The sequence below is a fragment of the Streptomyces sp. CNT360 genome (assembly GCF_000424785.1).
The window spans coordinates 1-22,936 of sequence record NZ_AUKO01000041.1; the positions used below are offsets into that span (position 1 = coordinate 1).

The following is a 22,936-nucleotide window of genomic DNA, read 5'->3' on the forward strand; positions in this document are numbered from 1 at the left end:
CCAGCCACTCCAGGGCTTTCCGGATGCAGGCGAGAATGCTGGACATCCTCGATCAGCGGGGACTGCTCGCACAGTTCACCGACGGCAACCGCACCTGGCCCAAGGCGCACTTCGCCGGCCTGGAACCGCTGCTGGACTTCCAACACCTGACCAACGAGCACCCCTACGCGCTGCTCATCCCGCAGGCCCGCACCGAGGAACTGCTGGAAAAGCACGCACTCGACTCCGGCGTGGAGATCCGGCGCGGCCACAACGTCTCCGACATCGACGCCACACCCTCCGGCGTCACCTGCCACATCGAGGCCGACGGCGCAACATACCAGCTGCGCTGCTCCTACCTGGCCGGCTGCGACGGGGGACGCAGCAGCGTGCGCAAGCTCGCGGGCATCGGCTTCAGCGGCTCCGACCCGACAGTCCGGGCCCTGCTCGCCGACGTGGAGCTGGCCGACCCGGGGCAGCTGCCCAACGGGGTACCAGGCACCATGCGCACCTCCCAGGGCCTGCTGATGGCCATCTCCCTGCAACCGGGGGTGACACGCATCCTCACCACCGAGTTCGCGCCCCCCGAGCCCTCCTCGGAGCGCACCGCCGTCACCCTCGACGAACTGCGCAGCACCGTGCGGCGTATCACCGGAACAGACATCCAGATGGACAACCCCCGGTGGCTCTCCCGCTTCACCGACACCACCAGACTCGCCGACACCTACCGCCACGGCCGCGTACTCCTCGCCGGCGACGCAGCCCACGTGCACTTCCCGATCGGCGCCCAAGGCCTCAACCTCGGACTCCAGGACGCGGTCAACCTGGGCTGGAAACTGGCGGGCACCGTCGTCGGATGGGCACCACCGCGGCTGCTGGACAGCTACGGCACAGAGCGCCGGCCCGTCGCCGAGCGCGTGCTCAGAGAGACGCGGGTACAGCTGATGCTGATGCGGCCGGACAAGAACGTCGACCCGCTGCGCGAAATGATGTCCGAACTGCTCGCCCTGCCACAGGTCAACAGCCGGCTCGCCCACGAGATGACAGGCCTCGACGTGCGCTACGACCTCGACGTGCGCTACACCCACGACCTCGTCGGCCGGCCGTACCCCCCGGTCAGCGAGTCCGTCGGCAAGGGCCTGCGCCGGGTACTGCGCGCCGGCCGCGGCGCGGTGGTCCTGCCACGCGGCACCGACGCCGCCCGACTCGCCCAGGCCTGGGCACACCGTGCCCCCGCAGTACGGGCCGAAGAAGGGCCGGCCCTGCTCGTGAGGCCGGACGGCCACGTCGCCTGGGCCGACCCCGGCGACGGCATACCACGCGAGGAGGTGCTCGCCGACCTGGAACGCGCACTGCGCCGGTGGTTCGGCGCCCCCGCCCAGGGCGAACCCGGCCTGCCCGGAACCGTCCACGACTCCACGAGGGGATAAGACCCGTGCGCACACGCAGACTCGCGGTCGAGGGCTGCATCGAGTTCGAACCGGACATCCACACCGATGCGCGGGGCCTGTTCGTCTCCCCGCTCCAAGAAGAGGCCTTCACAGCGGCCGTCGGGGAGCGGTTCGTGACAGCCCAGACCAACCACAGCCGCTCCGCGCGCGGCGTGCTGCGCGGACTGCACTTCACCACGGCACCCCCGGGCCAGGCCAAGTACGTGTACTGCGCAGGAGGCCGCGCCCTGGACGCCGTCGTCGACATCCGGACCGGTTCGCCGACCTTCGGCAAGTGGGACGTCGTCGAGATGGACGCGGTGTCCTACCGGGCGGTCTACATCCCCGACGGAGTGGGCCACGCCTTCCTCGCGCTGGAGGACGACACGGTGATGTCCTACCTCGTCACAACCGCCTACCGGCGCGAACTGGAACAGGCAATCGACCCCTTCGACCCGTCGATCGGCCTGCCCTGGCCGAACGGCATCGACTTCCTGCTGTCCGAACGGGACACAGCCGCCGTCCCGTTGGCGCAGGCCCGAGCGGCGGGGATGCTGCCCCGATACGAGGACTGCTCGCGGCGCCCCGTCGGCCCGGAACCCGGCCCGTGAAGGGACGAGTCGCCGTCCTGGGCGCCACAGGATGCATGGGCCGCCAGATCACGGCAGCGTTCACGGCCGCCGGCTGGGACGTCGTCGCCGTCGCCCGGCGGCCAGCCCCGTGCGTGCACCCGCACCGCTTCCTGGCACTCGACGCCGCGAACCTCACCAGCCGGCAGTGGGCGCAGATCCTGACCGCCGAAGAAGTGACAGCCCTGGTCAACGCGACCCTGGCCTGGGGCCAGGAACTGATACCCGTCAACGTCGACCTGGTGCGCCGCCTCCTTGACGCGCTGCGCACGATGCCACGCGCACCGCGGATGGTGCAGCTGGGCACGATCCACGAGTACGGACCGGTCCCCCCGGGCACCGCCGTCGACGAGACCGCACACCCCCACCCGCGACAGCCCTACCCCCGCTCCAAGCTGCGCGCCACACGGCTCGTCCTGGACGCGGCACGGGCCGGCCACGTGGACGCCGCGGTCCTGCGGCTGACGAACACCATCGGCCCCCACCCGGCAGGGGAGAGCTTCTTCGGCGGTCTGGCGCAGCGGCTCAGGGACGATCCGGCCGCAGTGCCCGAACTGACGGTCGCCGACGCACAACGGGACTACCTCGACTCCCGTGACGCCGCCGACGCCGTAGTGCGCGCCGCCGCAGCCGACACGGCCGCAGGCGTCTTCAACATCGGCAGCGGCCATGCCCGGGACATCAAGACGCTGGTGGAGGCGCTGGTCGACGCCGCCGGACATCCCCGGGAAGCGGTACGCATCCGCCGCGGAGCCGTGCCCAGCGAAGGCGCCGACTGGATCAGAGTGGACAGCACGCGTGCCCGCGAAGTGCTCGGCTGGCGACCCGGATACTCTCTGGAGGACTCCATGCGCGCGATGTGGGAAACGGTACGCCCGCACCCCGATGACACCAAGACACCGGCACGCGGGTGAGCCCGCCCGGGCGCCACTCCGAGCCGAACGGCCTGCACCAGCCTCAAAAGCCTCAAAACGCGTTCCGGGCCCACAGCCCGGAACACGGACACCGGAGGGAAGACTCCACGGTCACCACTGTGGGGTCTGACAATTCACTGACGTCGGCTCGTCAGGGTGACTGTGGACCGCCGAGGGCCAGGCCGGTGCCGGCTATGAAGCCGGCGAGGGTGTCTGGCCGGTACTGAAGGCGCTGGAGCCTGTGGCGTACGAGGGCCTCGAGTCGGTCGAGGGCGACGACGGCGCGGTTGGCCATGCCGTGTTGGGCGTGCGCCCGTACCCACTCCACGGGGTTGAGGTCGGGTGGGTACGCGGGCAGCAGGAACACCGTCAGCCATCCACGCCCGGCGATCAGCTCGCGCATGGCGGGGAAGACATGGGTCTTCAGCCGGTCCCACACCAGCACGACCGGCGCCGTGACGCTCTGGTGGACGCCGTCGATCAGCGCGATGAAGTCCCGCTCGCCCATGCTGCGACGCGTGCTTTGCCCGTCCGAGGGGTGCGCAGACGATGGCACAGGCGGGCCGGGAACCGGGCCGCATGCCGATCGGCCCGGCCACCGGCAGGCGCCCCGAGCGGCGGCCGCCGACGGTCACGACCGGAAAGGTTCGCAGGCTAGGGGGATGGTGTCCGGTGAGGGGGCGGCGCCACCGGACAACCACGCGGCGTCTCCTTCAGCGATCAGTCCGAAGAAGGCAGGGCAGCCTGGCCGGAGAAAGGGCGGAGAAGGCAGCAAGCAACCCGGATATGCGTATGACGCATCAACGAATGCAAACTGAAGTGTGCGGATCATCAATGCGGCCTCCTAGTGTCCCTGGTGCTGGTGAGCAGAGCCCAACGGGTGCTCCAGCAGTACCTCTGTTTCCGCCGCCGTATGGAGGAACGATCCGTGCACTGCCCCGCTGAACCCGCATGACCGGGCCCACTGCCTTCCGCCCGCTCGACGGAATCCGCGTCCTCGACTTCACGCGGGTGCTCGCCGGCCCCTACGCCACGATGGGGCTCGCCGAGCTGGGCGCGGACGTGGTCAAGGTGGAGATGCCGGGGGCGGGTGACGAGACCCGCGCCTGGGGGCCTCCCTTCGTCGACGAGTCGAGCGCCTACTTCCACGCGGTCAACCGCGGCAAGCGCAGCGTCGTCCTCGACCTGACGGTCGAGGACGACCGGGCCGTCGTCGACCGTCTGATCCGGACCAGCGACGTGGTCGTGGAGAACTTCCGCCCCGGGGTGAGCGACCGGCTCGGTATCGGCCCCGACAGGGTGGCCGAGCTGGCCCCGCACGTTGTCTACGCGTCGATCACCGGATTCGGCTCGACGGGCCCGATGGCTTCCTACGCGGGCACCGAGGTCATCGTCGAGGCGGAGTCGGGCCTGATGAGCATCACGGGCCTCCCCGACGGTGAGCCGGTGCGTTTCGGCGTGGCGATGATCGACCTCGCCACCGGCCTGTCCGCCGTCAACGGACTCCTCGCAGCCCTCCTGGAGCGGACCCGCACCGGCATGGGGCGGCACGTCGAGGTGTCCCTCTACGGGACGGCGGTCAGCGTGCTCGGCACCGTCATCGCCTCGGAGTCCGCGGGCGGCGGCGTGCCGCGCGCCTGGGGCAGCGCCCATCCGTCGATCGTGCCCTACCGCGCCTTCCCCACCCGCGACGGGCACATCGTCATGGGGGCCACCAACGACACGATGTTCCGGCGGCTGGCGACCGCGTTGGGCCTGGAGCAGGAGCTGTCCCGGCCCGAGTGGGCCGGCAACGCGGGCCGCGTCGAGGACCGTACGGCGCTGGAAGCGGTGATCGAAGGGGCGCTGACCCGCCTCGAGACCGCGGACGCTGTCGAGCGTCTGCGCGCCCACCGCGTCCTCGCGGCCCCCGTCCGGCAGGTCGGCGAGGCGGCACGCAGCGAGCAGACCGCGGCGCTCGGCCTCGTCGAGGACGAAGGCGCGCTGTTCGCCCGTTCGCCGCTGAGCAGCAACGGGACAGGCCGCCTCGGACGGGCGCCCGGGGTGGGCGAACACACCGAAGAAATACTGGCCGAGGTCTCCGACCCCCCGTCACCGTCTCCCAAGGACGCACATGTCTCCCACTGAAACCGTCACCGAAGCTCCCGCCGACACATCCGGCGGCGCCCCGACGAACGACGCACTCCGCCCCTACCTCGAAGGCCATGAAACCCCGATCGGCATCGACCTGCCCCACCATGTCGGCGGCTCGCAGCGGGAGCCGGAGCAGTGGGCGCACACGCTCGACCCGGCGACGGGTGAGCCGCTGGCTCGCGTCGGTACCGCCACCGCCGGGGAGGTGGACGCCGCCGTGACCCTGGCACGCGAGGCCGCCGAAGGCTGGGCCGGTCTCGCACCCGGTGCGCGCGGCACCCTGCTCCGGCGACTGGGTGCCCTCGTACGCCGTGACGCCGAGACCCTGGCGCGGCTGGAGACCCGCGACACCGGAAAACCACTGGCCCAGGGGAAGGCCGACATCGGCGCCGCGGCCCGGTACTTCGAGTTCTACGGCTCGGTCGTCGAAGGGTTCCTCGGCGACACCGTGCCGTTGGGCACCGGTGCGCTCGCCATGGTGGAGCGGCAGCCGCACGGTGTGACCGGGCATGTCATCCCCTGGAACTACCCGGCCCAGATCACAGCCCGCTCTGTCGGAGCCGCCCTGGCCGCGGGCAACGCGACGGTCGTCAAGCCCGCCGACGAGGCCCCGCTCGTCGCCCTGCGCTACGCCGCGCTCGCCGCAGAGGCGGGCTTCCCGGCCGGTGTGCTCAACGTACTGCCGGGCGGAGCGGCTGCGGGCACCGCACTCACCTCCCACTCCGGCATCGACCATGTCTCCTTCACGGGCTCCGTCGCCACAGGGCGCGCCGTCGCCGGTGTGTGCGCACAGCGAGGGCGGCCCGTACTGCTGGAACTGGGCGGCAAGTCGGCCCACCTCGTGCTGGAGGGCGCGGATCTCGACCGCGCCGCCCCGGTCATCGCGCGTGCCCTGCTGCTGCACGCGGGCCAGACCTGCACCGCCGGCACCCGCGTCCTCGTCCACGAGTCGCTGCGCGCCGACCTGGTCCGCCGCCTGGCCGCCGTCTTCGAGCACGCCGTGCTCGGCTGTGGCCTCGACGACCCCACGGTCGGTCCGGTCATCAGCGAGAAGCAGGCAGAGCGGGTGCGCGGCTTCATCGCACGCGCCCAGGCCGACGGAGCCACCCTCAAGGCCCGTGCCACGGGCGCGGACGGCCTGTCCGGCTTCTTCGTCACACCGACGCTCTTCGACGGTGTGCGGCAGGACAGCGAACTCTTCGCCGAGGAGGTCTTCGGGCCGGTGCTCGCCGTCACGTCCGTTGACTCGGACGACGCCGCGGTCGCCGCGGCGCTCAACAGCCGGTACGGGCTGACGGCCGCGGTCTGGTGCCGCGACATCGACCGCGCCCTGCGCACGGCACGCCGCCTGCATGTGGGGCAGGTCAGCGTCAACGGGTACGCCCCGGGCGGCGGTGTGGAACTGCCCTTCGGCGGCGTACGCGACAGCGGCTACGGCCGGGAGAAGGGCGTCGAGTCCCTGCGCGAGTACAGCCACCCGCGCACTCTCTTCATCGATCTGGACAACTGACGGCGAGCGGCGGCGTCCGCACCCTGAGCCCGATGCCGTGCGAGGGAAGGAAACACTGATGAGGGACGTGTCCGGGGCGACCCCCGAAGAGGGCCGGCAGCTCGTCGAGGTGTGGGGAGACGTCGTCGACGAACGCGGCGTGAGGGTCGCGGTGCTGTTCGCCGTCGTCGTCGCCGTCCCCGCGTTCCTGCTGGCCGAAGCCGGTTTCAGCGCCGCGGTCAGCAATCAGGACCTGTCCCGTACGTACGCCATGGTCGTCGGCATCGTGGCCTGCCTGGGCGTCGGCGCTGTGGTGGCCAAGCTCTACAAGCCGCAGCGCGTCATCACCGAACTGGGGGCGGACGCCGCCGGGGAACAGCGCCGGATCCTGCGCGAGCTGAGCGAGGCCGGTGGTCTCGGCTCCCTGGAGAGCCTCAGCCCGCGCGAGCGCGCCGAACTGCGAAGGCAGGGGCTGGAGGAACTCTTCCTCGAAGCGGAGCAGGAGTGCGCGGGCGGGGCGGCCGGCGCGGCAGGGGCGGATGACGCAGTCGAGGACAAGCGCACCGGTCGCGCACCTGCCAGGAGCGGCGGATGAGCGGCGAGTTCCTCCACACGGTGCTGGTCGCGCTGGCCGCCGGCCTGGCCGGTGCGGTGATCTTCGCGTTCCTCGGGCTGATATCGGGGACGGACGAGACCGCGACGATAGCCCCGCTGACGCTGGCCGTGGTCCTGCTCGGCGTACCGCCCGCCGGTGTGCTGACGTTCTTCATCGCGGCGGCCACCGCCAAGCACATGACGCACGCTGTCCCGACCACACTGCTCGGGATCCCCGGCGACACCATGGCGATCGCGCTGATGGACGAAGCGAACGCGTTGCGTCGGCTCGGCGCACCGCACATCGCTCTGCGCAAGGCCGTCACCGCCGCACTGCTGTCGGCCCTCATCGCCGTACCCGTTTCGGTCCTCGCAGCCAGTGCGCTCGCCTCGGTTGCGGAGCCGCTCCAGAAGGTGGTGCCGTACCTCTTCCCGGTGATCGCAGTCGGGGTCGCCTGCCTCTCGCGGGGGCGTTGGGCTTCCGTCCTCGCACTGGTGCCGCTCACCGTCATGATCACCGGCGTCAACGCGCTCGTGCAGGAGCAGACGGGCAAGACGCTCTCGATCAGCTTCTTCGTCGGTCTCGCCATCGGACCGATGATCGTCGACCTCGTCGGTCTGCTGTCCCCGGTCACCCGGCGCGGGCTGTTGCGCGACCGGCGGCCGACGTCCTGGATCGCGCGGGAGCCGGACGAGCAAAGTGAGCCGGGCGGGCAGGGCGCCCCGGATCAGCCGGTCGCCTCCGGTGCGTCCGCCGGACACGGGGCATCCGGCAAACCCACCCGGCGCCGCAAGCGGCGAGGCGGAGCGAGTATGCCGAACCCGATGACGGTGCTGACCCGTAAAGAAGCGGGGACCACCGCCGTCGCGGCCACCGCGACCAGCCTGACCTTCGTCGTCAGCCCGCTGGCGATGGCCGTCGTGGTCGGCGAGATCGTGGGTGCGCGGGTCTCCCAGGCCTATCAGCGGCTGACCCGGGTGATCTCCGTACGCAACGGCGTCACCGACTCCACTTACCTCGCCGAGACGCTGATCCCGCTCGTAGCGGTGGGAATCCCGCTGAGCCCGATCGCTGCGGGCGCAGCGGCGCCGCTGTTCAACGCACCGCCGGTCTACACGGTCGGTGGAGACGGCGAGGCAACGCACAACCTCCATACGCTGCTGACGGCTCCGGAGTTCTTTCTCTACGGTCTCATCGGTGTCGTCCTGGCCGCTCTGGTGGCCTACCCGCTGACGATGAAGTACGCCCGCAAGGCCGCGCTCCTGGTGGCGGGAAAGCTCAGCCACGAGGCCGTGATCGGCGCTTTCACCGGCCTCGTCCTCGTCGTCGCGCTGTACGAGGGCGGCCTGTGGGGTGTCTTCGTGATGCTCACGGTCGGCCTGGTCGGCGGCACGCTCAGCCGCGCGGTGGGCATGCACGCCGGTGTGCAGTGCATGGCGTACTACGTGTCCGTCCTGACCGTTCCGGTGATGCTCTCATGACCCGCAGCAGCCCTGCGCGTACCCTGCCCGCCGTCCACCCGGCGGCAGGCCTGCCCGCGCGGGTCGCCGTCCACGAAGTGGGCCCGCGCGACGGCCTCCAGGCGGAAGCGGCGACCGTGCCCACCGCTGACAAGGTGAGGTTCATCCGCGAGCTGCGCGCGGCGGGGCTCGGCCCGGTGGAGGCCACCAGCTTCGTCTCACCGCGTTGGGTGCCCCAACTCGCGGACGCGGCGGAGGTGCTGGACAAGCTCGCGGGTCCTGGCGGCCTCGTTGATGGCGGTGACGGCCTGGAACCGTACCCGGTCCTGGTCCCCAACCTGCGCGGCCTGGAACGCGCCAGGGAGTGCGGGGCCCGCGCGGTAGCCGTCTTCGTCAGTGCGACGGAGGCGTTCGCCGGGCGCAACCTCAACACCACCGTGGCGGGAGCCCTCGCCGCAGCAGCCGAGGTCACGGCAAAGGCACGCGCCTCCGGCATGACGGTGCGGGGCTATGTGTCGATGTGCTTCGGCGATCCGTGGGAGGGGACCGTCGCACCGGACGCCGTGGTACCGGCCACGCACAGGCTGCTGGAAGCCGGGTGCTACGAGGTGTCCCTCGGCGACACCATCGGTGTGGGCACCGCCGGGCACGTCCTTGCGCTGCTCGACGCACACGTACGGGCCGGGATCGGCCCCGACAAGCTTGCCCTGCACTTCCACGACACCTACGGCCAGGCGCTCGCCAACGTCCACGCGGGCCTCCTGGGGGGTGTGACCTGCTTCGACGCCTCGGCGGGCGGCATCGGCGGCTGCCCGTTCGCCGGCTCCGCCACCGGCAACCTCGCTACGGAGGACCTGTTGTGGATGATGGAAGGGCTCGGCATCAGGACGGGCGCCGACCTGCGCGCCGTGGCCGAAACGGGCGAGCGGATGACCCGGCTCCTGGGCCGGCCACCGTCCCGGGTGGCCCGCGCCCTCGGGCTGGACGGGCTGAAGTGACGAGCGCCTCGGTGGCTGGGCGCATGCCGCTGGGGCCCGTGTCAGCGGGATGCGTGCCGCACACCGTCTGGCCACCCCGGCCCGGAGACATCCGAGGCCAGCGTCCGTACGGTCTCCGCGAACCCGGCCGCGGCGGGGGAGACGGGCCGTCGAGGCACCGAGACGAGTCCGAGCGTCCGGTCGACGGAGGGCTCGCAGAGGTCCACGGCCTCCAGCGCGGCGAACCCCATCAAAGGAATCACCAGGGAGGGAACCGCCGCTACCCCGAGACCGGCCGCGACCAGCCCTGCGATCACCGCGATGTTCTGCGCCTCGGCACTCGGCTCGGGGGCCGCGCCGAGTCCGGTGAGGGTGGTGTCGGTCAGCGTACGGATGCTGCTGGCGCTGCCGAACATCACCACCGGCTCGGCGGCGAACTCCCGCCAGGTGACGCTCTCCCGGCCGTGGAAACGGTGGTCACGGCGGAAGACGACCTGGAACCGGTCGGCCGCGATCGGTGTGAACTCCGTTCCGTCCGGCAGGTCGTCATCCACGGTGATGGCGAAGTCCACCTGTCCGGCCAGCAACTGCTCGATCGCCAGGTGCGCCAGGGTGTCGTCGATGTCCACGAAGACGTCCGGTGTGTCCCTCTTCACGGCAGCCACCAGGGACGGGAGCACGGTAGCTGCCACCGAGGGGAGCGTAGCGAGCCGCACGACGCCGGCGAGTCCGTCCCGGTACAGCGCGAACTCGCGCAGCCGCCGCTCGTGGTGGTCCAAAAGCTCCCGCGCCGTCCGTACGAACTGCTCTCCCACCGGGGTGGGCGTCACCGACCGGGTCGTACGGGTGAAGAGCCGTGCGCCCACTCGGCGCTCCGCGTCGTTGACGGCGCGGCTCAGTGCACTCTGCGAGAGGTGGACGGCCTCCGCTGTCTCGGTGAAACTGCGCCGCTCGGCCAGTTCCAGGACGAGACGCAGATCGCGGAGGCTCACCTCAGGACCCGGACCCAGCACGACGCCCACCTCTCCCCATTGATGCGGCCAGGGCAACAATAGCTGCAAATTGTGCAGTGTGGATGCATGTGGAACGGCATAAAGTGAGCCGCGCCACACCAGGAAACAAGGAGTCACGCATGCCGAAACGCCGCAGGATCGTCACCGGACACACCGAGGGCGACACCTCGACCGTCGTCGGCGACACCGTCGTGGAACCCCGCACCTCGCCGGGGCTGCCCGGCGTGGAGATGCTGTACTTGTGGGGCGCCGACGGCACCCGGACGTATCCGGACGGCGGCTCCGAACCGGCCTGGCAACAGCACTTCCCGCCGCCGGGCGGTTTCCGTTTCGTGTCCTTCACCCTGCCGCCCGCCGACGCGCCGGTACCGGACGAAGCGGCCTCCGCCGAGGCCCTGGCCCACGCGCGCAGGTCCTTCCCCGGGCTCCTGGAGACCTACCGGGACGACCAGCCGGGTATGCACACCTCCGATACCACCGACCTGGCGATCGTACTCTCCGGCGAGGTCGTGCTCGGACTCACCGACGGCGGTGAACACGTACTGCGCGCAGGTGACACCGTCGTACAGAACGGCACCGCCCATAGCTGGACGAACCGCACCAATGCACCCGTCGAGATGCTCTTCGTGCTCGTCGGCGCACAACGGGAGGCTTGAATCCATGGCAACGACGAAGACCAGGGGCCGCGCGGCGGTGCTGCGGGACTACGGTGCCGGCTTCGAGGTCGAGGAGTACCCGAGGCCCGAGGCCGAGCCGGGCGGCCTCGTCGTGGAGATCGACGTGGCCACCGTGTGCGGCTCGGACGTCCACGCCTGGCAGGGCCACCTCGCGGGCGTCCTGCCGATCAGCCTGCCGTTGATCCTCGGGCACGAGATGACCGGACGCATCACGCAGATCGGACGGGGCGCCGAACACGACAGCGTGGGGCAGGAGCTGAGCGTCGGCGACCGCGTGGTCTGGGCCCACACCCCCTGCGGCAAATGCCACGAGTGCACCGTCGAACGGGAACCCGTGCTCTGCTCCCGGCGCTACATCGCCTACCTCAACGACTGTTCGGCGCCACCGCACTTCACCGGCACCTTCGCCGAATACGGCATCGTCCGGCCCGAGGCGGGCCGCATACGCGTACCGGACGGGGTCGAGTCCACCTGGGCGTCGGCGGGCAGTTGCGCACTCCGTACCGTGGTGCGCGCCCTGTCCGTCGCCGGTCCCGTCGATCAGGACGACACCGTCGTGGTCCAGGGCGCAGGGCCGCTCGGCCTGTTCGCCACCGCGCTCCTCTCCCTCCACGACCCGCGTCGGCTGGTCGTCGTCGGCGGACCCGCGGACCGGCTGGAGCTGGCCCGTGAGTGGGGCGCCACCGACACTGTCCTCGTCGACCCCGCAGCCGACCCCGCAGGCCGTCTCGAGGAGGTCATGGGCATCACCGGGCGTGGAGCGTCGGTGGCGTTCGAGCTGGCGGGCGCTCCGGGCGTGGTGGGCGAGGGGGTGCAGATGATGGCCCGCAACGGACGGTATGTCGTGATGGGCACCCTGGGCGGCCCGCCGCAGCCGGTGCACGTCGCGACGATCGTCTCGCGGGGCCTCTCCGTACGCGGCTCGATGAGCGGCGAGATCGGCGACTACCACACCGCCATGCAACTGCTGGACCGCTACCAGGACCGCTTCGACTGGGGAAAGCTGTTCGGCAGGACGTACGGTCTCGACGGGATCGCCGAAGCCATGAACGCCATGCGCGCGATGGACGAGATCAAGCCCGTCATCAGGCCGGGCAACGGCGCCTGACCGGCCGGCACCACGGTGGGCCGCGCACCCGGGAGGCGCCCGCCGGCGCCACACAAGCTGCGCGGCCCATCGGCTCCTCATCCTCCTCGTCATCGACGAGTTGCACTCGGCGGACGATCCCCACCTGACGCTCCCGAAGCACCCGCACCACATGCTCCCCGACCCCCACTCGGACGGCTCGGCGAGGGCAGAAGAGCACTTCCCGGACGTCCTCGGAGCCCCAGCAGTTTCCGGGTCTGTCACATGAGCGGTGTAAGGGCTCGCAGGGAATCAACGTGCTGGTTCGGTCTTCGCGGGACTGCTGTCGGCGAGCAACGCGGTGACATCAGCGAGCGTCCCAAACCTGGCCGGGGGCTCCCGCCGGAGACGGGGCGCCTGCGCCGGCGGGGTTCGGGGCGGACGCGGGCGGTCAGTCGGCCGGGCCGACGGGGGAGTGGCGGTCTTGAGCCCGACGGGGACGCAGGGGGCGGCGCCGCTCGCGCGGGAGTCCATAACAGCGGCGCAGGCGCGCGCTGCGCGGGCCCGGCCCGTGCGGGGGCGCTCGGGCGCGTCCGGCACCTGGTGACGCGGTCCGGTTGCGCAGCCGTATCGCTCCTCTACCCGGCCCACTCGCCCCGGATGTGATCGAGATGGCAGGTCATGACGTCCTCGGCGCGGGAGGGATCGCGGGCCAGCAGCGCGTCAAGCAGCTCGAAGTGCTCGGGGGCCGTCTGCTGGAGGATCCCCCGTTCGGCCAGGGTGTTGACGCCGTAGAGCCGGGTCTGGTCGCGGAGTTGAGCCACAGTCTGCACCAGCCGTGTGTTGCCGCCCAGTTCGAGCAGGCCCAGGTGGAAGCGGCGGTCGGCGTCCAGGAAGACGGGGACGTCTCCGGCGCGTGCGGCCGTCTCGATCTCGGCAGCGACGGGGCGGAGGGCCTCGATGTCCTCATCGTCGGCGCGGTCGATCAGCGCGACGATCCCGGGGACCTCCAGCATGCGCCGCATCTCGCCGATCTCGTCGAGATCGTGTTCGCTGATGGGCACGATGCGAAATCCCCGGTTGCGCACCGGCTCCAGGATGCCCTGGTTGACCAGGGTCAGCATGGCCTCGCGGACCGGGCTGTTGGACACGCCCAGACGGCTCGCCAGCGCGGATGCCGAATAGATCTCGTCCGGTCCGATCTCGCCCGAGACGATCGCCTGGCGGACGATCGTCAACGCTTGCTCCCGCAGGCTCACGTGCTCCAGCCGGTGCAACGGCCCTCCTTGGTCTGCTCCGTGTCCGCTCCGTGAGAGAAACCTTGACACCCGATTTCCGGTGTTCGCATACTACCGGGCATCGCTAAACGGTAATCGCTTACCGGTCACCAGGCTCACGGTCGAACGTCGCCCCCGTCCCCCTCTCCCGTAACTCCCCCGTCTCCGTACGCAAGGGATCTCGTCGTGCCAGCTGAGAAGAAGCGCGGATACTGCACGCTGTGCCGGTCCCGCTGCGGCGCGGTCTACACCGTCGAGGACGGTCGTATGACGCGAGTCGAGCCCGACCCGGGCCATCCGACCGGCACCGCGCTCTGCCCGAAGGGACGAGCGGCGCCCGAGATCGCGCACAGCACACGCAGACTCACCGTGCCCCTACGCCGTACCCGCCCCAAAGGAGCCGAGGACCCCGGCTGGGTGGAGATCGGATGGGAGGAGGCGATGGCGACCGTCGCTGAACGGCTCGGCACGATCCGGGCGGAGAGCGGCGCGGAGGCGATCGGCTTCGCCGTCACCTCACCCAGCGGGACCCCGATGTCGGACTCCATCGAGTGGGTCGAGCGCTTCATCCGGCGCCTAGGCGCCTCCAACACCTGCTACTCCACGGAGATCTGCAACTGGCACAAGGACTTCGCGCACACCTTCACATTCGGCAGCGCACAGCCCACCGCCGACTACCGCGCGACGGACCTGGCCGTGCTGTGGGGCCACAACCCGGCCAAGACCTGGCTCTCCCAAGCCGTCGCCCTGCGCGAGGGCAAGGACCGAGGCGCCCGTATCGCGGTGGTCGACCCGCGGCGTTCGACCAGCGCCCGGGACGCCGACCACTGGATGCGGATCCGCCCCGGAGCGGACGCGGCCCTGGCTCTCGGCGTGGCCCGGCACATGCTGCGCACCGAGCGCTACGACGCGGACTTCGTGCGCTCCTGGACCAACGGACCCCTGCTCATCCGCGAGGACACCGGCGAACCACTCACCGCACGGGAGGTGGCGGCCGACGCGGGGGAGGAGGACTTCGTCGTCTGGGACCTCACGGACGGCCGTACCCGCAGCTACGACACCAGGGCGCGTGCCAAACGCCCCGAAAACCTCGCACTGCGCGGCGAGTTCACCCTCACCCTCCTGGACGGACAGCGGGTACGGGCACATCCCGCGTTCGAACTCTACGCCCGGGCGTGCGAGCCGTGGACACTCGCCAGAACCGCCCGGTACACCTGGATCGACGAGGGCGAACTGCTCGCCTTCGCAGAGGACTTCGCGGAAGCGCGCACCGTCGCCTACCACTCCTGGACCGGCGTGGGCCAGCACGAGAACGCGACACAGACCGAGCGCGCCATCGCCACGCTCTACGCCCTCAAGGGCTGCTACGACGAGGCGGGCGGCAACGTCGTCCTGCCCAAGATCCCCGTCAACGCCATCACCTCGCTTGACGAGATGGACCAGGAACAGCGGGCCAAGACCCTCGGACTGCGCCAGCGGCCCCTCGGGCCGCCCGCCACCGGATGGGTGACCAGCCACGACCTGTACAACGCCGCACTCGATCACGAACCGTACCGTGTCCGGGCGCTCGTGGGATTCGGCGCGAACCTCCTCGTCTCCCAACCAGAACCACAACGGGGCAGCGCAGCACTCCGCACCCTCGACTTCCAGGTGCACTGCGACCTGTTCATGAACCCCACAGCACAACTGGCCGACATCGTGCTCCCCGTGAACAGCCCCTGGGAACGCGAGGCACTCAAAGTCGGATTCGAGATCGACGAAAGCGCCCAGGAGCTGGTGCAGCTGCGCCAGCGGATGGTGCCACCGGTCGGCGCATCACGCTCGGACATGGAAATCGTCTTCGACCTGGCCTGCCGCCTGGGACTGGGCCCCGACTTCTTCGACGGGGACATCGAGGCCGCATGGAACCACGTGCTCGCCCCCACCGGCCTCACGACCGCGCAACTGCGCAACGCCCCCGAGGGCATCCGCTTCCCCCTGCGCACCGAGTACCGCAAGTACGCCCAGGAGCACGCCGACGGCACCGTCACCGGATTCGCGACCCCGAGCCGCCGCGTCGAGCTGTACTCCGCCCGCCTGGCCAGGGCAGGACACCCGGGCGCACCCGACGCCGGACCCGCCCCGCCCGAGCCCCTGCCCTACGTGCTCACCAGCGCGAAGAACGGCTACTTCTGCCACAGCCAGCACCGCGCCGTCTCCTCACTGCGACGCAAGCACCCGGAACCCACCATCGACATAGCGCCACAACTGGCCGCCGACCGCGCGCTGTCCCACGGGGACTGGGCAAGAGTCACCACGGCGCACGGCACCTTCCGGATGCGAACCGTCATCACCGCCGACCTCGCCCCACGCGTCGTCGTCGCAGAATACGGCTGGTGGGAAGCCTCTCCCGAACTGGGCCTGCCCGGAGCCGACCCGGTCGAAGGCGACACCAACTTCAACGCGGCCGTATCCGCCGACCCCGCCGACCCCGTGAGCGGATCGCTCCACATGCGCGGAGTCCCCTGCGACGTGTGGCCGGACCCCGCCCCCCGAAACAGCATACGAGACAGCGAACGGCAATTCGTCGTCCGCGAGATGACCCCGCGCGGACAAGGAGTGATCGAACTGCGGCTCCGCCCCGCCGACGGCGGACCCTGCCCCGCCCACCGGCCGGGCCAGTACGTCGAAGTCACCCTCGACGGAGCCCGGCAGGACGCCGCGGTGGGAGCCGAGATCCGCAGGTCCTACTCCCTCACCAGCACACCCGGCCAGGAACACACCATCGCCGTACGTCTCCAGCCGGGCGGGGCCGCCTCGACGCACATCCACACCGTGCTGCGTGTGGGCGACACCGTCACCCTCGGCTCGCCCTCGGGCACCTTCACGCTGCCCGTCAACCCACCCTTCCCCATCGTGATCATGGCCGCAGGGATCGGCATCACCCCCTTCCTCAGCCAGCTGGCCCGCGTCACCGAACAGGCCGGCGACGGCCCGCGCATCACCGTCCACAAGGGAGACCGCGGCGGCGATGACATCGCCTTCGGACCCCGGATCGAACACCTCGCCCGCAGCACACCCCGGTTGCGACTGGTCCGCCACCTGAGCCGCCCCGGCCCCGACGACGTGCTGGGCCGCGACTACGAACATCCCGGACGCGTCAACGCCGACGCCGTCGACCAGGCCGACATCGACGACAGGGCGCGCTTCTACCTGTGCGGCCCCGACGCGATGATCCGCCAAGTCCGCGACCGACTCCTCGCACGCGGAGTGCCGCGCTTCGAGATCTTCACGGAAAGATTCACACCCCCCGCCATCCAGCTGCCAGCCGGGAACACCCACCACCAGGTCACCTTCCGTGCCTCCGGCTCCACCCTCACCTGGCGCCCACAGGACGGCCCGCTGCTCGATCTCGCCCAGCGAAGCGGGCTGCGCCTGCCCAGCGGCTGCCGCGTGGGGCAGTGCGAGAGCTGCGCGGTGCGGCTGCTCTCGGGCTCCGTCGCCCACCTCACGGACCCGCCCGACACCCAGGACACCTGCCTGACCTGCCAGGCCGTCCCCACGACCGACATCGTCCTGGACGCCTGACCCCGCGCACACCCCGGGAGACCCGACCCAAAAACCCGCCCCGAATCCCCCCGAACGACACGAACAACCCAAGGAGAACCGCACAGTGCAGCACTTCGACGCCGACGAAACAGCGAGCCGACTGGACTACGACGTCCTCATTCCCGCGCTGCGCTCCGGCATGGCCCTCGACGCCACCGTGCCACCCCGGCAGCACTACTCCTTGGGCTCCGGCCACGAGGCCACACTCCTGGTGATGCCCGCCTGGAACCGGAAGTTCCTGGGCGTGAAGCTCGTGGACGTCTTCCCCCAGAACACGGCCCGCGGTCTGCCGGCCCTGTCCTCCACCTATGTCCTCGCAGACGGCGAGACCGGCAAGCACCTGGCCCTCATCGACGGAGGCGAACTCACCCGCCGGCGTACAGTCGCCACCGCGGCACTCGGCGCTTCGCTGCTGTCGCGGAAAGACTCACGCGTCCACCTGATCGTCGGAACCGGCCACATCGGCAGCGCGGTCCACGACGCCTACCATGCCGTGCGCGGCGGAATCGAGACCACACTCGTCGCCGACCCGCACAACCCGGCTGCCGCCGAGGCCCTCGCGGACTCCCTCAACGAACGGGGCGCGCACGCGCTCGCAGTGAGCGACCTGCCGACGGCGGTCAGCCGGGCAGACATCATCACCACGGCCACCCTGGCCCGCCAACCCGTCATCCTAGGAGAGTGGGTGACCCCAGGAACCCACCTGGACCTCATCGGCAGCTTCCGGCCCGAACTGCGCGAAGCCGACTCCGCGTTGATGTCCCGCGCCACCGTATTCGCCGATCACCCCGTCGCCCTCACCGAGTCGGGAGAAATCGTCACCGCCCTCGCCGACGGAACACTGAAGAAGGAGGACATCCACCCCGACCTCGCCCAGCTCTGCGCGGTGCCCGACTCCCGGCCCCGGCAAACCGGCGAGATCACCGTCTTCAAAACTGTCGGCACCGGCCTGACCGACCTCATCGCGGCCGCCACCGTCTACACGAGAACCTGACCAAAGGGATACTGATGGCTTCGAAAGAGACCGCAGCCCGCCAGGAAGAGACCCAGACGGGAGACGAAGAGACCGGAGCACTCTCCCGCCTAGCGGTCCGTACCTCGAACTTCTCCGAAAAATGGTTCCCCGAGGCATTCGTCTTCGCACTGATAGCGCTCGTCGTCGTGACGACCGGAGCACTGTCCATCGGCGCTTCCCCGGCCGCCGTCACCCGCGAATTCGGCAACGGATTCTGGGACCTGATCCCCTTCACCATGCAAATGGCCTTCGTCGCGATCGGCGGCTATGTAGTCGCCACCGCACCAGCGGCCCGCGCAGTGATCGCCCGCATCGCCGACCGGCCGGCCAGCGGCCCCGGAGCCGTCGCACTGATCGCTACCGTCAGCACCTTCAGCGCCCTGCTGAACTGGGGCTTCAGCCTCATCTTCGCCGGCCTCCTGGCACGCCGCATGGCCCGCAGAGACGAACTGCACCTCGACTACCGGGCCGCCGGAGCCGCCGCCTTCATGGGACTGGGCAGCGTATGGTCCCTGGGCCTCAGCTCGTCAGCCGCGCAGCTGCAGGCCAACCCCGACAGCATCCCCGACCACCTCATGCCCATCACCGGAGTCATTCCCTTCCGGGACACCATCTTTCTGTGGCAGTCCCTGCTCCTCGCCGCGATCCTCATCCCCGTAGTGGTCACCATCGCCCACTTCTCCGCACCACGAGGCGAGCAGGTACGCAGCGCCCGCTCCCTGGGAGTGGATCTCGACACCGAAGAGGACGAGCGACTGCCACCCCGCTCGCGACCGGGGGAGTGGCTGGAGTACAGCCCCCTACTCACCGTCCTGGTAGTGGCGTTGGGCGTGGGCTGGGCCGTACAGGAATTCGCCAGCTCGGACCCACTCGTGGCCCTCTCCGGACTGAACACCTACAACCTGCTCTTCCTGATGCTGGGAATGCTGCTGCACTGGCGCCCCCGCAGCTTCCTCACCGCCGTAGCACGAGCCGTACCCGCCACCAGCGGCGTACTGATCCAGTTCCCCGTCTACGCAGCGATCGCCGCCGTCCTGACCCGGCCAACCAACAACGCAGGCGACTCGGTGGCCGACTACCTCACCCAGGCGTTCACCACGCTCTCCTCCGCCGCGCCCTTCCCCATGGTCGTCACCGTCTATTCCGCCGTTCTCGGATTCTTCATCCCATCCGGCGGCGGAAAATGGCTGATCGAAGCCCCCTACGTGATGGATGCAGCCAACGGCCTGAAGGAAAACCTCGGCTGGACCGTACAGGTCTACAACGCCGCCGAAACACTTCCGACCCTCATCAACCCCTTCTGGATGCTGCCACTCCTCGGCATCCTGAAACTGCGCGCACGCCACATCGTCGGCTTCACCTTCCTCCAGTTCCTCTTCCTCGCCCCCCTCATGCTCGCCCTGCTCACCGCACTGTCATACACCCTCGGCTACACACCCCCCGCAGCGCCCTGACGGGCAGCCCTCCCGGCAATCCCATGACACCCGTCGGAACCGCAGCAGTGGGCCTCGACGGCATTTCCTAGCACTGCGTGGACACGAGGAGATGCTCAAGGGCGGGCGCTCCTACAGCAAGACGTCCTACGGGCGCCCGCCGACCAGCAGCCGACCGGCTCCGCTCGGCCAACAGATCGGGCAATCAGGTAGGACCGGCGTCGGCGTCGAAACGGTTCTCCGGGAACGGAGGCCTTCGCAGGCCGTTGGCCGCCGAGCGCAGGCTCGGCCAGCGACTGCTGCTGCCCGTCATGGCCGGGCGGGCACCCGGTTGTCGATCCTCACCACGACCGCGTCTCCTCCTGGAGTAGGCCCTGCTGAGGACGCAGGCGGTCGCATAGTAGACCTGGAAGGCCATGACCCAGCCAGCGCAGGCGAGTTGTTCGTCGGCGTCCCCGCCGTCCGGGACGACGCCGGAAGCGTTCGCCACGCAGCAGAGGGCCAGGAGCAAGGCGACCAGCGACCGGCCGGAGGACCGCAGCCACAAGGCCGCTCTCACGTTCTTCGAGGGACGGTGTCCGGAAGTGTGGATGGCTGCCCACCTGTGCCGCCACAGGTGTCCCGGTGGCGAACCAGGGTCGCCGACGCGACCCTACCGGCCCCCATGATCGCCCACACCCTGCCCCTCCGGGCAAGCGGGTACGGCTCCTCCGCCGATCCATCAGTGCCCCGCTCGCTCGCCTCCAGCACCCCGCGCGGGACGTCTTGGCCATCACCGCGCTGCGGGACGTGAGACCGCACCCACCGGAAGCGACGGGGCAGGAACCTGGCTCACTGCTTCTCGAATGGCAGCTGGTCCTCGTCCGTGTGCTGCTCGACCTTGCGCCGGGCTTCCGTGACCGCGCGTTCCCAGGACTTGACCGGCTCACCCGCACGCCGGACGAGCTCGGCCGCGGCGCCGTGCCGCCACCCGCCGAGGTCGACCATGTACCGGTGGGCGACATCGACGCGGTGCTCGGTGGAGGGCCAGCGCCGTCCGGCGGTGGCGCTCGGCGTGCCGGGGGGCTTGCCGGCGGCGCCGGTGTTGTCCCCATCGCGGTGCTTGTTGAAGTCGATGAGATCGCCACGGCGGAAGGCGGGGATCTGCTTCCCGCTGGGACCCTCCACGGTCCCGGCCGGCTCCGGGAAGTATCCGGGGTGCAGACGTCGGTAGCTACGGATCACCGACGCGTCCTTGTAGTGGAAGTAGCGCGCCGCGGTGTTGATGTCGATCAGGTCGTCAGGGGCGCCCTCGTACAGGTCCGGGTCGGTGAGCGTCACCCTGCTCCGCTTCGCGGCCTCCCGGTCCTCCAGGTACTTTTCGTAAGCGAACTGGTCGTAGTAGCCGACGCGGTCGATCGTCAGCTTGACCGGTGGCGGCTTCGGCCCGCCGCTCGCCTTCCGGGCACTGCGGTACCAGTATTTGACGGTTTCCTCGCTGACCCCAGCATGCTGCGCCATCCAGGCGCGGGTCACAACCGTACGGCCCTCATATATTCAGGTCTGCGGGGTTCCGGCCATTCCTGTGAGCTTCCAATCTGTGAGTACCGCGGCTGCGCCAAAAACCCCTAAACTGGAGGCGGTTCCTTTAACAGCCTTCTTGGCTTGCTCGGGTTGGGACCAGACGGTCGACGGGACGTTCGGTCGGGGTTGCCGCCCTGGGCCGACACCTCCTCGGAGGTGCCTCTCGTCGGCCGTCACTTCCCGCAAACGCGACGGGAGTAATAACGCCCTCGCTGGGGCGGGCCGTCAACTCCTTCGCTTGTCGTCCCCACGACCTTCTCTCTGAGGGGGCCGCCACAGCCCACTCGTCACCTGCTCCCAGCGTTCCCAGAACCCGGGGCACTCCTTGTCGACGACTCCTGCCGGAGCAGCCACAAGCCACCCCCCCCCGGCGGCCGGGTACTCCTCACCGAGCTCATGGAACGGCGCCCGACTGATACCGCCGGCAGTCACTACCGGGCAGTCCATTCCGGCGGCCTCCCTCTGCAGCCACCTCGCGTCGGTCCGGGAACCGGTGAACTCGCAGCGGACCGAGCACCACGCCTGCCCCTTCACCAGCAGACTCAGACACGTCACCCGCGCACATCCCTTCCCGTGCCAGTGGCGGCAACCCCGGCCGGGCATGTAGACCCGGCGCACCGCGTACACCGACCAGGTGCACTGGTCCAGCCACCTGTCGAACCTTGCGAGGGCAGCCGTGTTGCCGTCGTCACGGAGCAAGTCGATCAGCGTGACCCCCGGCTGTAGAAGGTGGAGCGCGGGCCCGCACGGGCGTTGCTCCTGGCTGGTGGGCGTCATCGTTTTGCCATCGGGAACGTCATGGGCTGTCCTGGCTGTTGGGTGGTTGACCTGCGGCTTGTATATCCGGGCCCGGCGTTTGGTGTGACAGGTGGTGTCGTTTGCCGGGTCAATGGCGTGTCGTGCGTGTCGCCGGGCCCGCTGCCGGGGCCCGGCGACACGCACGGGCGTCAGCGGGGCCTGTGCGGCGGTGTCAGTACCGGGTGGAATGTTGCCGTGTATGAGTCAGCCGCGCCGACGGGTCTATGTCAGCGACCACGACGACTACGCCCGTCCTGGCCGCTCCTACCGGGAATCGGTGGGCGGCCCGCTCGATGACCTGCTGCCCGATGTCACCGGCCAGAGTGAGGCCGAGCTGGCCGACGACTCGGCCCTGATAACCGAGATCGGCCGGTTCGGACCCGGCGGCCGAGCCGTCTACAGCCCCCACTCCACCAATTCTCTCAAATTATGGGAAGTCGACATCCCGCGAAAATCTCGCGTCTGACAGCACATTTTCTGAGCTGAAATCAGAAGCTCCTTTCCCGGTGGTTCCCAGACCTGACAGACCGATTCCCCGGAACGCAAGGGTGGTGTGCCGTGATACCAATTCCGACCAATTCGTGCATACTTGACTCGGTGCCAGGGAATGCCCTTCTCGGTGGGTGTTCCGAAATCCAAAAACGACCCCATTATGCATACTGGGAGAGCCGGACGGACACCGCACCTTCTCTTTGTAGCCAGCCGTGCGTGACCCCGGAGGGGGCATGCACCAAGGCCAGCCTCATGACGGGTCGCAGACCGGGCACAGGCTAACTGCAAAGACTAGCGGGCCCGGTGGCACCGGCCGGAGGCCGGGGCCTCGTCCCCGGAGGGGACGGCTGGCCCCGGAGGGGCCAGTGTTCACGACGCGTAGCGTCGTCGCGTCGTGTCTGCGGAGCA

17 protein-coding genes and 1 pseudogene are annotated in these 22,936 nt (G+C 69.9%); 14 read left to right on the forward strand and 4 right to left on the reverse strand.

Going from position 1 to position 22,936, the window contains the following annotated elements:
- The 3 genes from H297_RS38385 to H297_RS38395 form a co-directional block, all read left to right on the forward strand.
- Positions 1-1,409 (forward strand): FAD-dependent monooxygenase (locus tag H297_RS38385; protein ID WP_158693739.1); only part of this gene is annotated, 1,409 nt, incomplete at its 5' end.
- Positions 1,410-1,414: 5 nt separating this feature from the next.
- Positions 1,415-2,020 (forward strand): dTDP-4-dehydrorhamnose 3,5-epimerase family protein, encoded by a 606-nt coding sequence (locus tag H297_RS38390; RefSeq protein ID WP_037795440.1) that lies wholly within the window; start codon positions 1,415-1,417, stop codon positions 2,018-2,020.
- Entirely contained in the window at positions 2,017-2,952 is a 936-nt protein-coding gene (locus tag H297_RS38395) for an NAD-dependent epimerase/dehydratase family protein (protein ID WP_486589664.1), read from the forward strand. Before H297_RS38390 ends, H297_RS38395 begins: the two co-directional genes overlap by 4 nt.
- 151 nt (positions 2,953-3,103) lie before the next feature.
- Here H297_RS38395 and H297_RS38400 read toward each other — a convergent pair.
- Positions 3,104-3,593 (reverse strand): annotated as a pseudogene (locus tag H297_RS38400) (transposase); the annotation flags it as partial.
- Between the two features lie 310 nt (positions 3,594-3,903).
- Here H297_RS38400 and H297_RS38405 point away from each other — a divergent pair.
- From H297_RS38405 to H297_RS0125560, 5 genes are read left to right on the forward strand one after another with little or no spacing between them, the layout of a single operon-like run.
- Positions 3,904-5,079 (forward strand): CoA transferase, encoded by a 1,176-nt coding sequence (locus H297_RS38405; protein ID WP_037795442.1) that lies wholly within the window; start codon positions 3,904-3,906, stop codon positions 5,077-5,079.
- Positions 5,066-6,595, forward strand: a complete 1,530-nt coding sequence (locus tag H297_RS0125545; RefSeq protein ID WP_078514604.1) for an aldehyde dehydrogenase family protein — start codon at positions 5,066-5,068, stop codon at positions 6,593-6,595. Before H297_RS38405 ends, H297_RS0125545 begins: the two co-directional genes overlap by 14 nt.
- 58 nt (positions 6,596-6,653) lie before the next feature.
- Entirely contained in the window at positions 6,654-7,169 is a 516-nt protein-coding gene (locus tag H297_RS38410; protein ID WP_051352179.1) for a hypothetical protein, read from the forward strand.
- A complete protein-coding gene (locus H297_RS0125555) occupies positions 7,166-8,650 on the forward strand; it encodes a tripartite tricarboxylate transporter permease (RefSeq protein WP_027739368.1) in 1,485 nt (494 codons plus the stop codon). The genes H297_RS38410 and H297_RS0125555 overlap by 4 nt, the downstream gene beginning before the upstream one ends.
- Complete coding sequence (locus tag H297_RS0125560) at positions 8,647-9,627, forward strand: hydroxymethylglutaryl-CoA lyase (protein WP_027739369.1); 981 nt, start codon at positions 8,647-8,649, stop codon at positions 9,625-9,627. Before H297_RS0125555 ends, H297_RS0125560 begins: the two co-directional genes overlap by 4 nt.
- A 41-nt stretch (positions 9,628-9,668) precedes the next feature.
- Here H297_RS0125560 and H297_RS0125565 read toward each other — a convergent pair whose 3' ends face one another.
- Complete coding sequence (locus tag H297_RS0125565) at positions 9,669-10,598, reverse strand: LysR family transcriptional regulator (RefSeq protein ID WP_158693740.1); 930 nt, start codon at positions 10,596-10,598, stop codon at positions 9,669-9,671.
- A gap of 140 nt (positions 10,599-10,738) precedes the next feature.
- Here H297_RS0125565 and H297_RS0125570 point away from each other — a divergent pair, with 140 nt between their 5' ends.
- Positions 10,739-11,275 carry a cupin domain-containing protein gene (locus tag H297_RS0125570; protein WP_027739371.1) on the forward strand — a complete coding sequence of 179 codons (537 nt, stop codon included), beginning with the start codon at positions 10,739-10,741 and terminating at the stop codon, positions 11,273-11,275.
- A 4-nt stretch (positions 11,276-11,279) separates the two neighbouring features.
- Complete coding sequence (locus tag H297_RS0125575; RefSeq protein WP_027739372.1) at positions 11,280-12,404, forward strand: zinc-binding dehydrogenase; 1,125 nt, start codon at positions 11,280-11,282, stop codon at positions 12,402-12,404.
- A 596-nt stretch (positions 12,405-13,000) separates the two neighbouring features.
- Here the strand turns inward: H297_RS0125575 and H297_RS0125580 are convergent.
- Positions 13,001-13,621 carry a GntR family transcriptional regulator gene (locus tag H297_RS0125580; protein ID WP_027739373.1) on the reverse strand — a complete coding sequence of 207 codons (621 nt, stop codon included), beginning with the start codon at positions 13,619-13,621 and terminating at the stop codon, positions 13,001-13,003.
- 204 nt (positions 13,622-13,825) lie between these two features.
- Between H297_RS0125580 and H297_RS0125585 the strand changes: the two genes are divergently transcribed.
- The 3 genes from H297_RS0125585 to H297_RS0125595 all read left to right on the forward strand — a co-directional run bounded on the left by H297_RS0125585 (position 13,826) and on the right by H297_RS0125595 (position 19,696).
- Positions 13,826-17,206, forward strand: a complete 3,381-nt coding sequence (locus tag H297_RS0125585) for a molybdopterin-dependent oxidoreductase (protein ID WP_037795444.1) — start codon at positions 13,826-13,828, stop codon at positions 17,204-17,206.
- Between the two features lie 85 nt (positions 17,207-17,291).
- Positions 17,292-18,221 (forward strand): bifunctional Delta(1)-pyrroline-2-carboxylate/Delta(1)-piperideine-2-carboxylate reductase, encoded by a 930-nt coding sequence (lhpI, locus tag H297_RS0125590; protein ID WP_027739375.1) that lies wholly within the window; start codon positions 17,292-17,294, stop codon positions 18,219-18,221.
- Positions 18,222-18,235: 14 nt separating this feature from the next.
- Positions 18,236-19,696 carry a TIGR00366 family protein gene (locus tag H297_RS0125595; protein WP_027739376.1) on the forward strand — a complete coding sequence of 487 codons (1,461 nt, stop codon included), beginning with the start codon at positions 18,236-18,238 and terminating at the stop codon, positions 19,694-19,696.
- A gap of 810 nt (positions 19,697-20,506) precedes the next feature.
- Here H297_RS0125595 and H297_RS0125600 read toward each other — a convergent pair.
- Positions 20,507-21,175 (reverse strand): hypothetical protein, encoded by a 669-nt coding sequence (locus H297_RS0125600; protein ID WP_158693741.1) that lies wholly within the window; start codon positions 21,173-21,175, stop codon positions 20,507-20,509.
- 1,060 nt (positions 21,176-22,235) lie between these two features.
- On the opposite strand from H297_RS0125600, the gene H297_RS0125610 reads away from it, so the two are divergent.
- Positions 22,236-22,502: a hypothetical protein gene (locus H297_RS0125610; protein WP_037795446.1), complete on the forward strand. Its 267-nt coding sequence runs from the start codon at positions 22,236-22,238 to the stop codon at positions 22,500-22,502.
- Positions 22,503-22,936 lie beyond the last annotated feature (434 nt).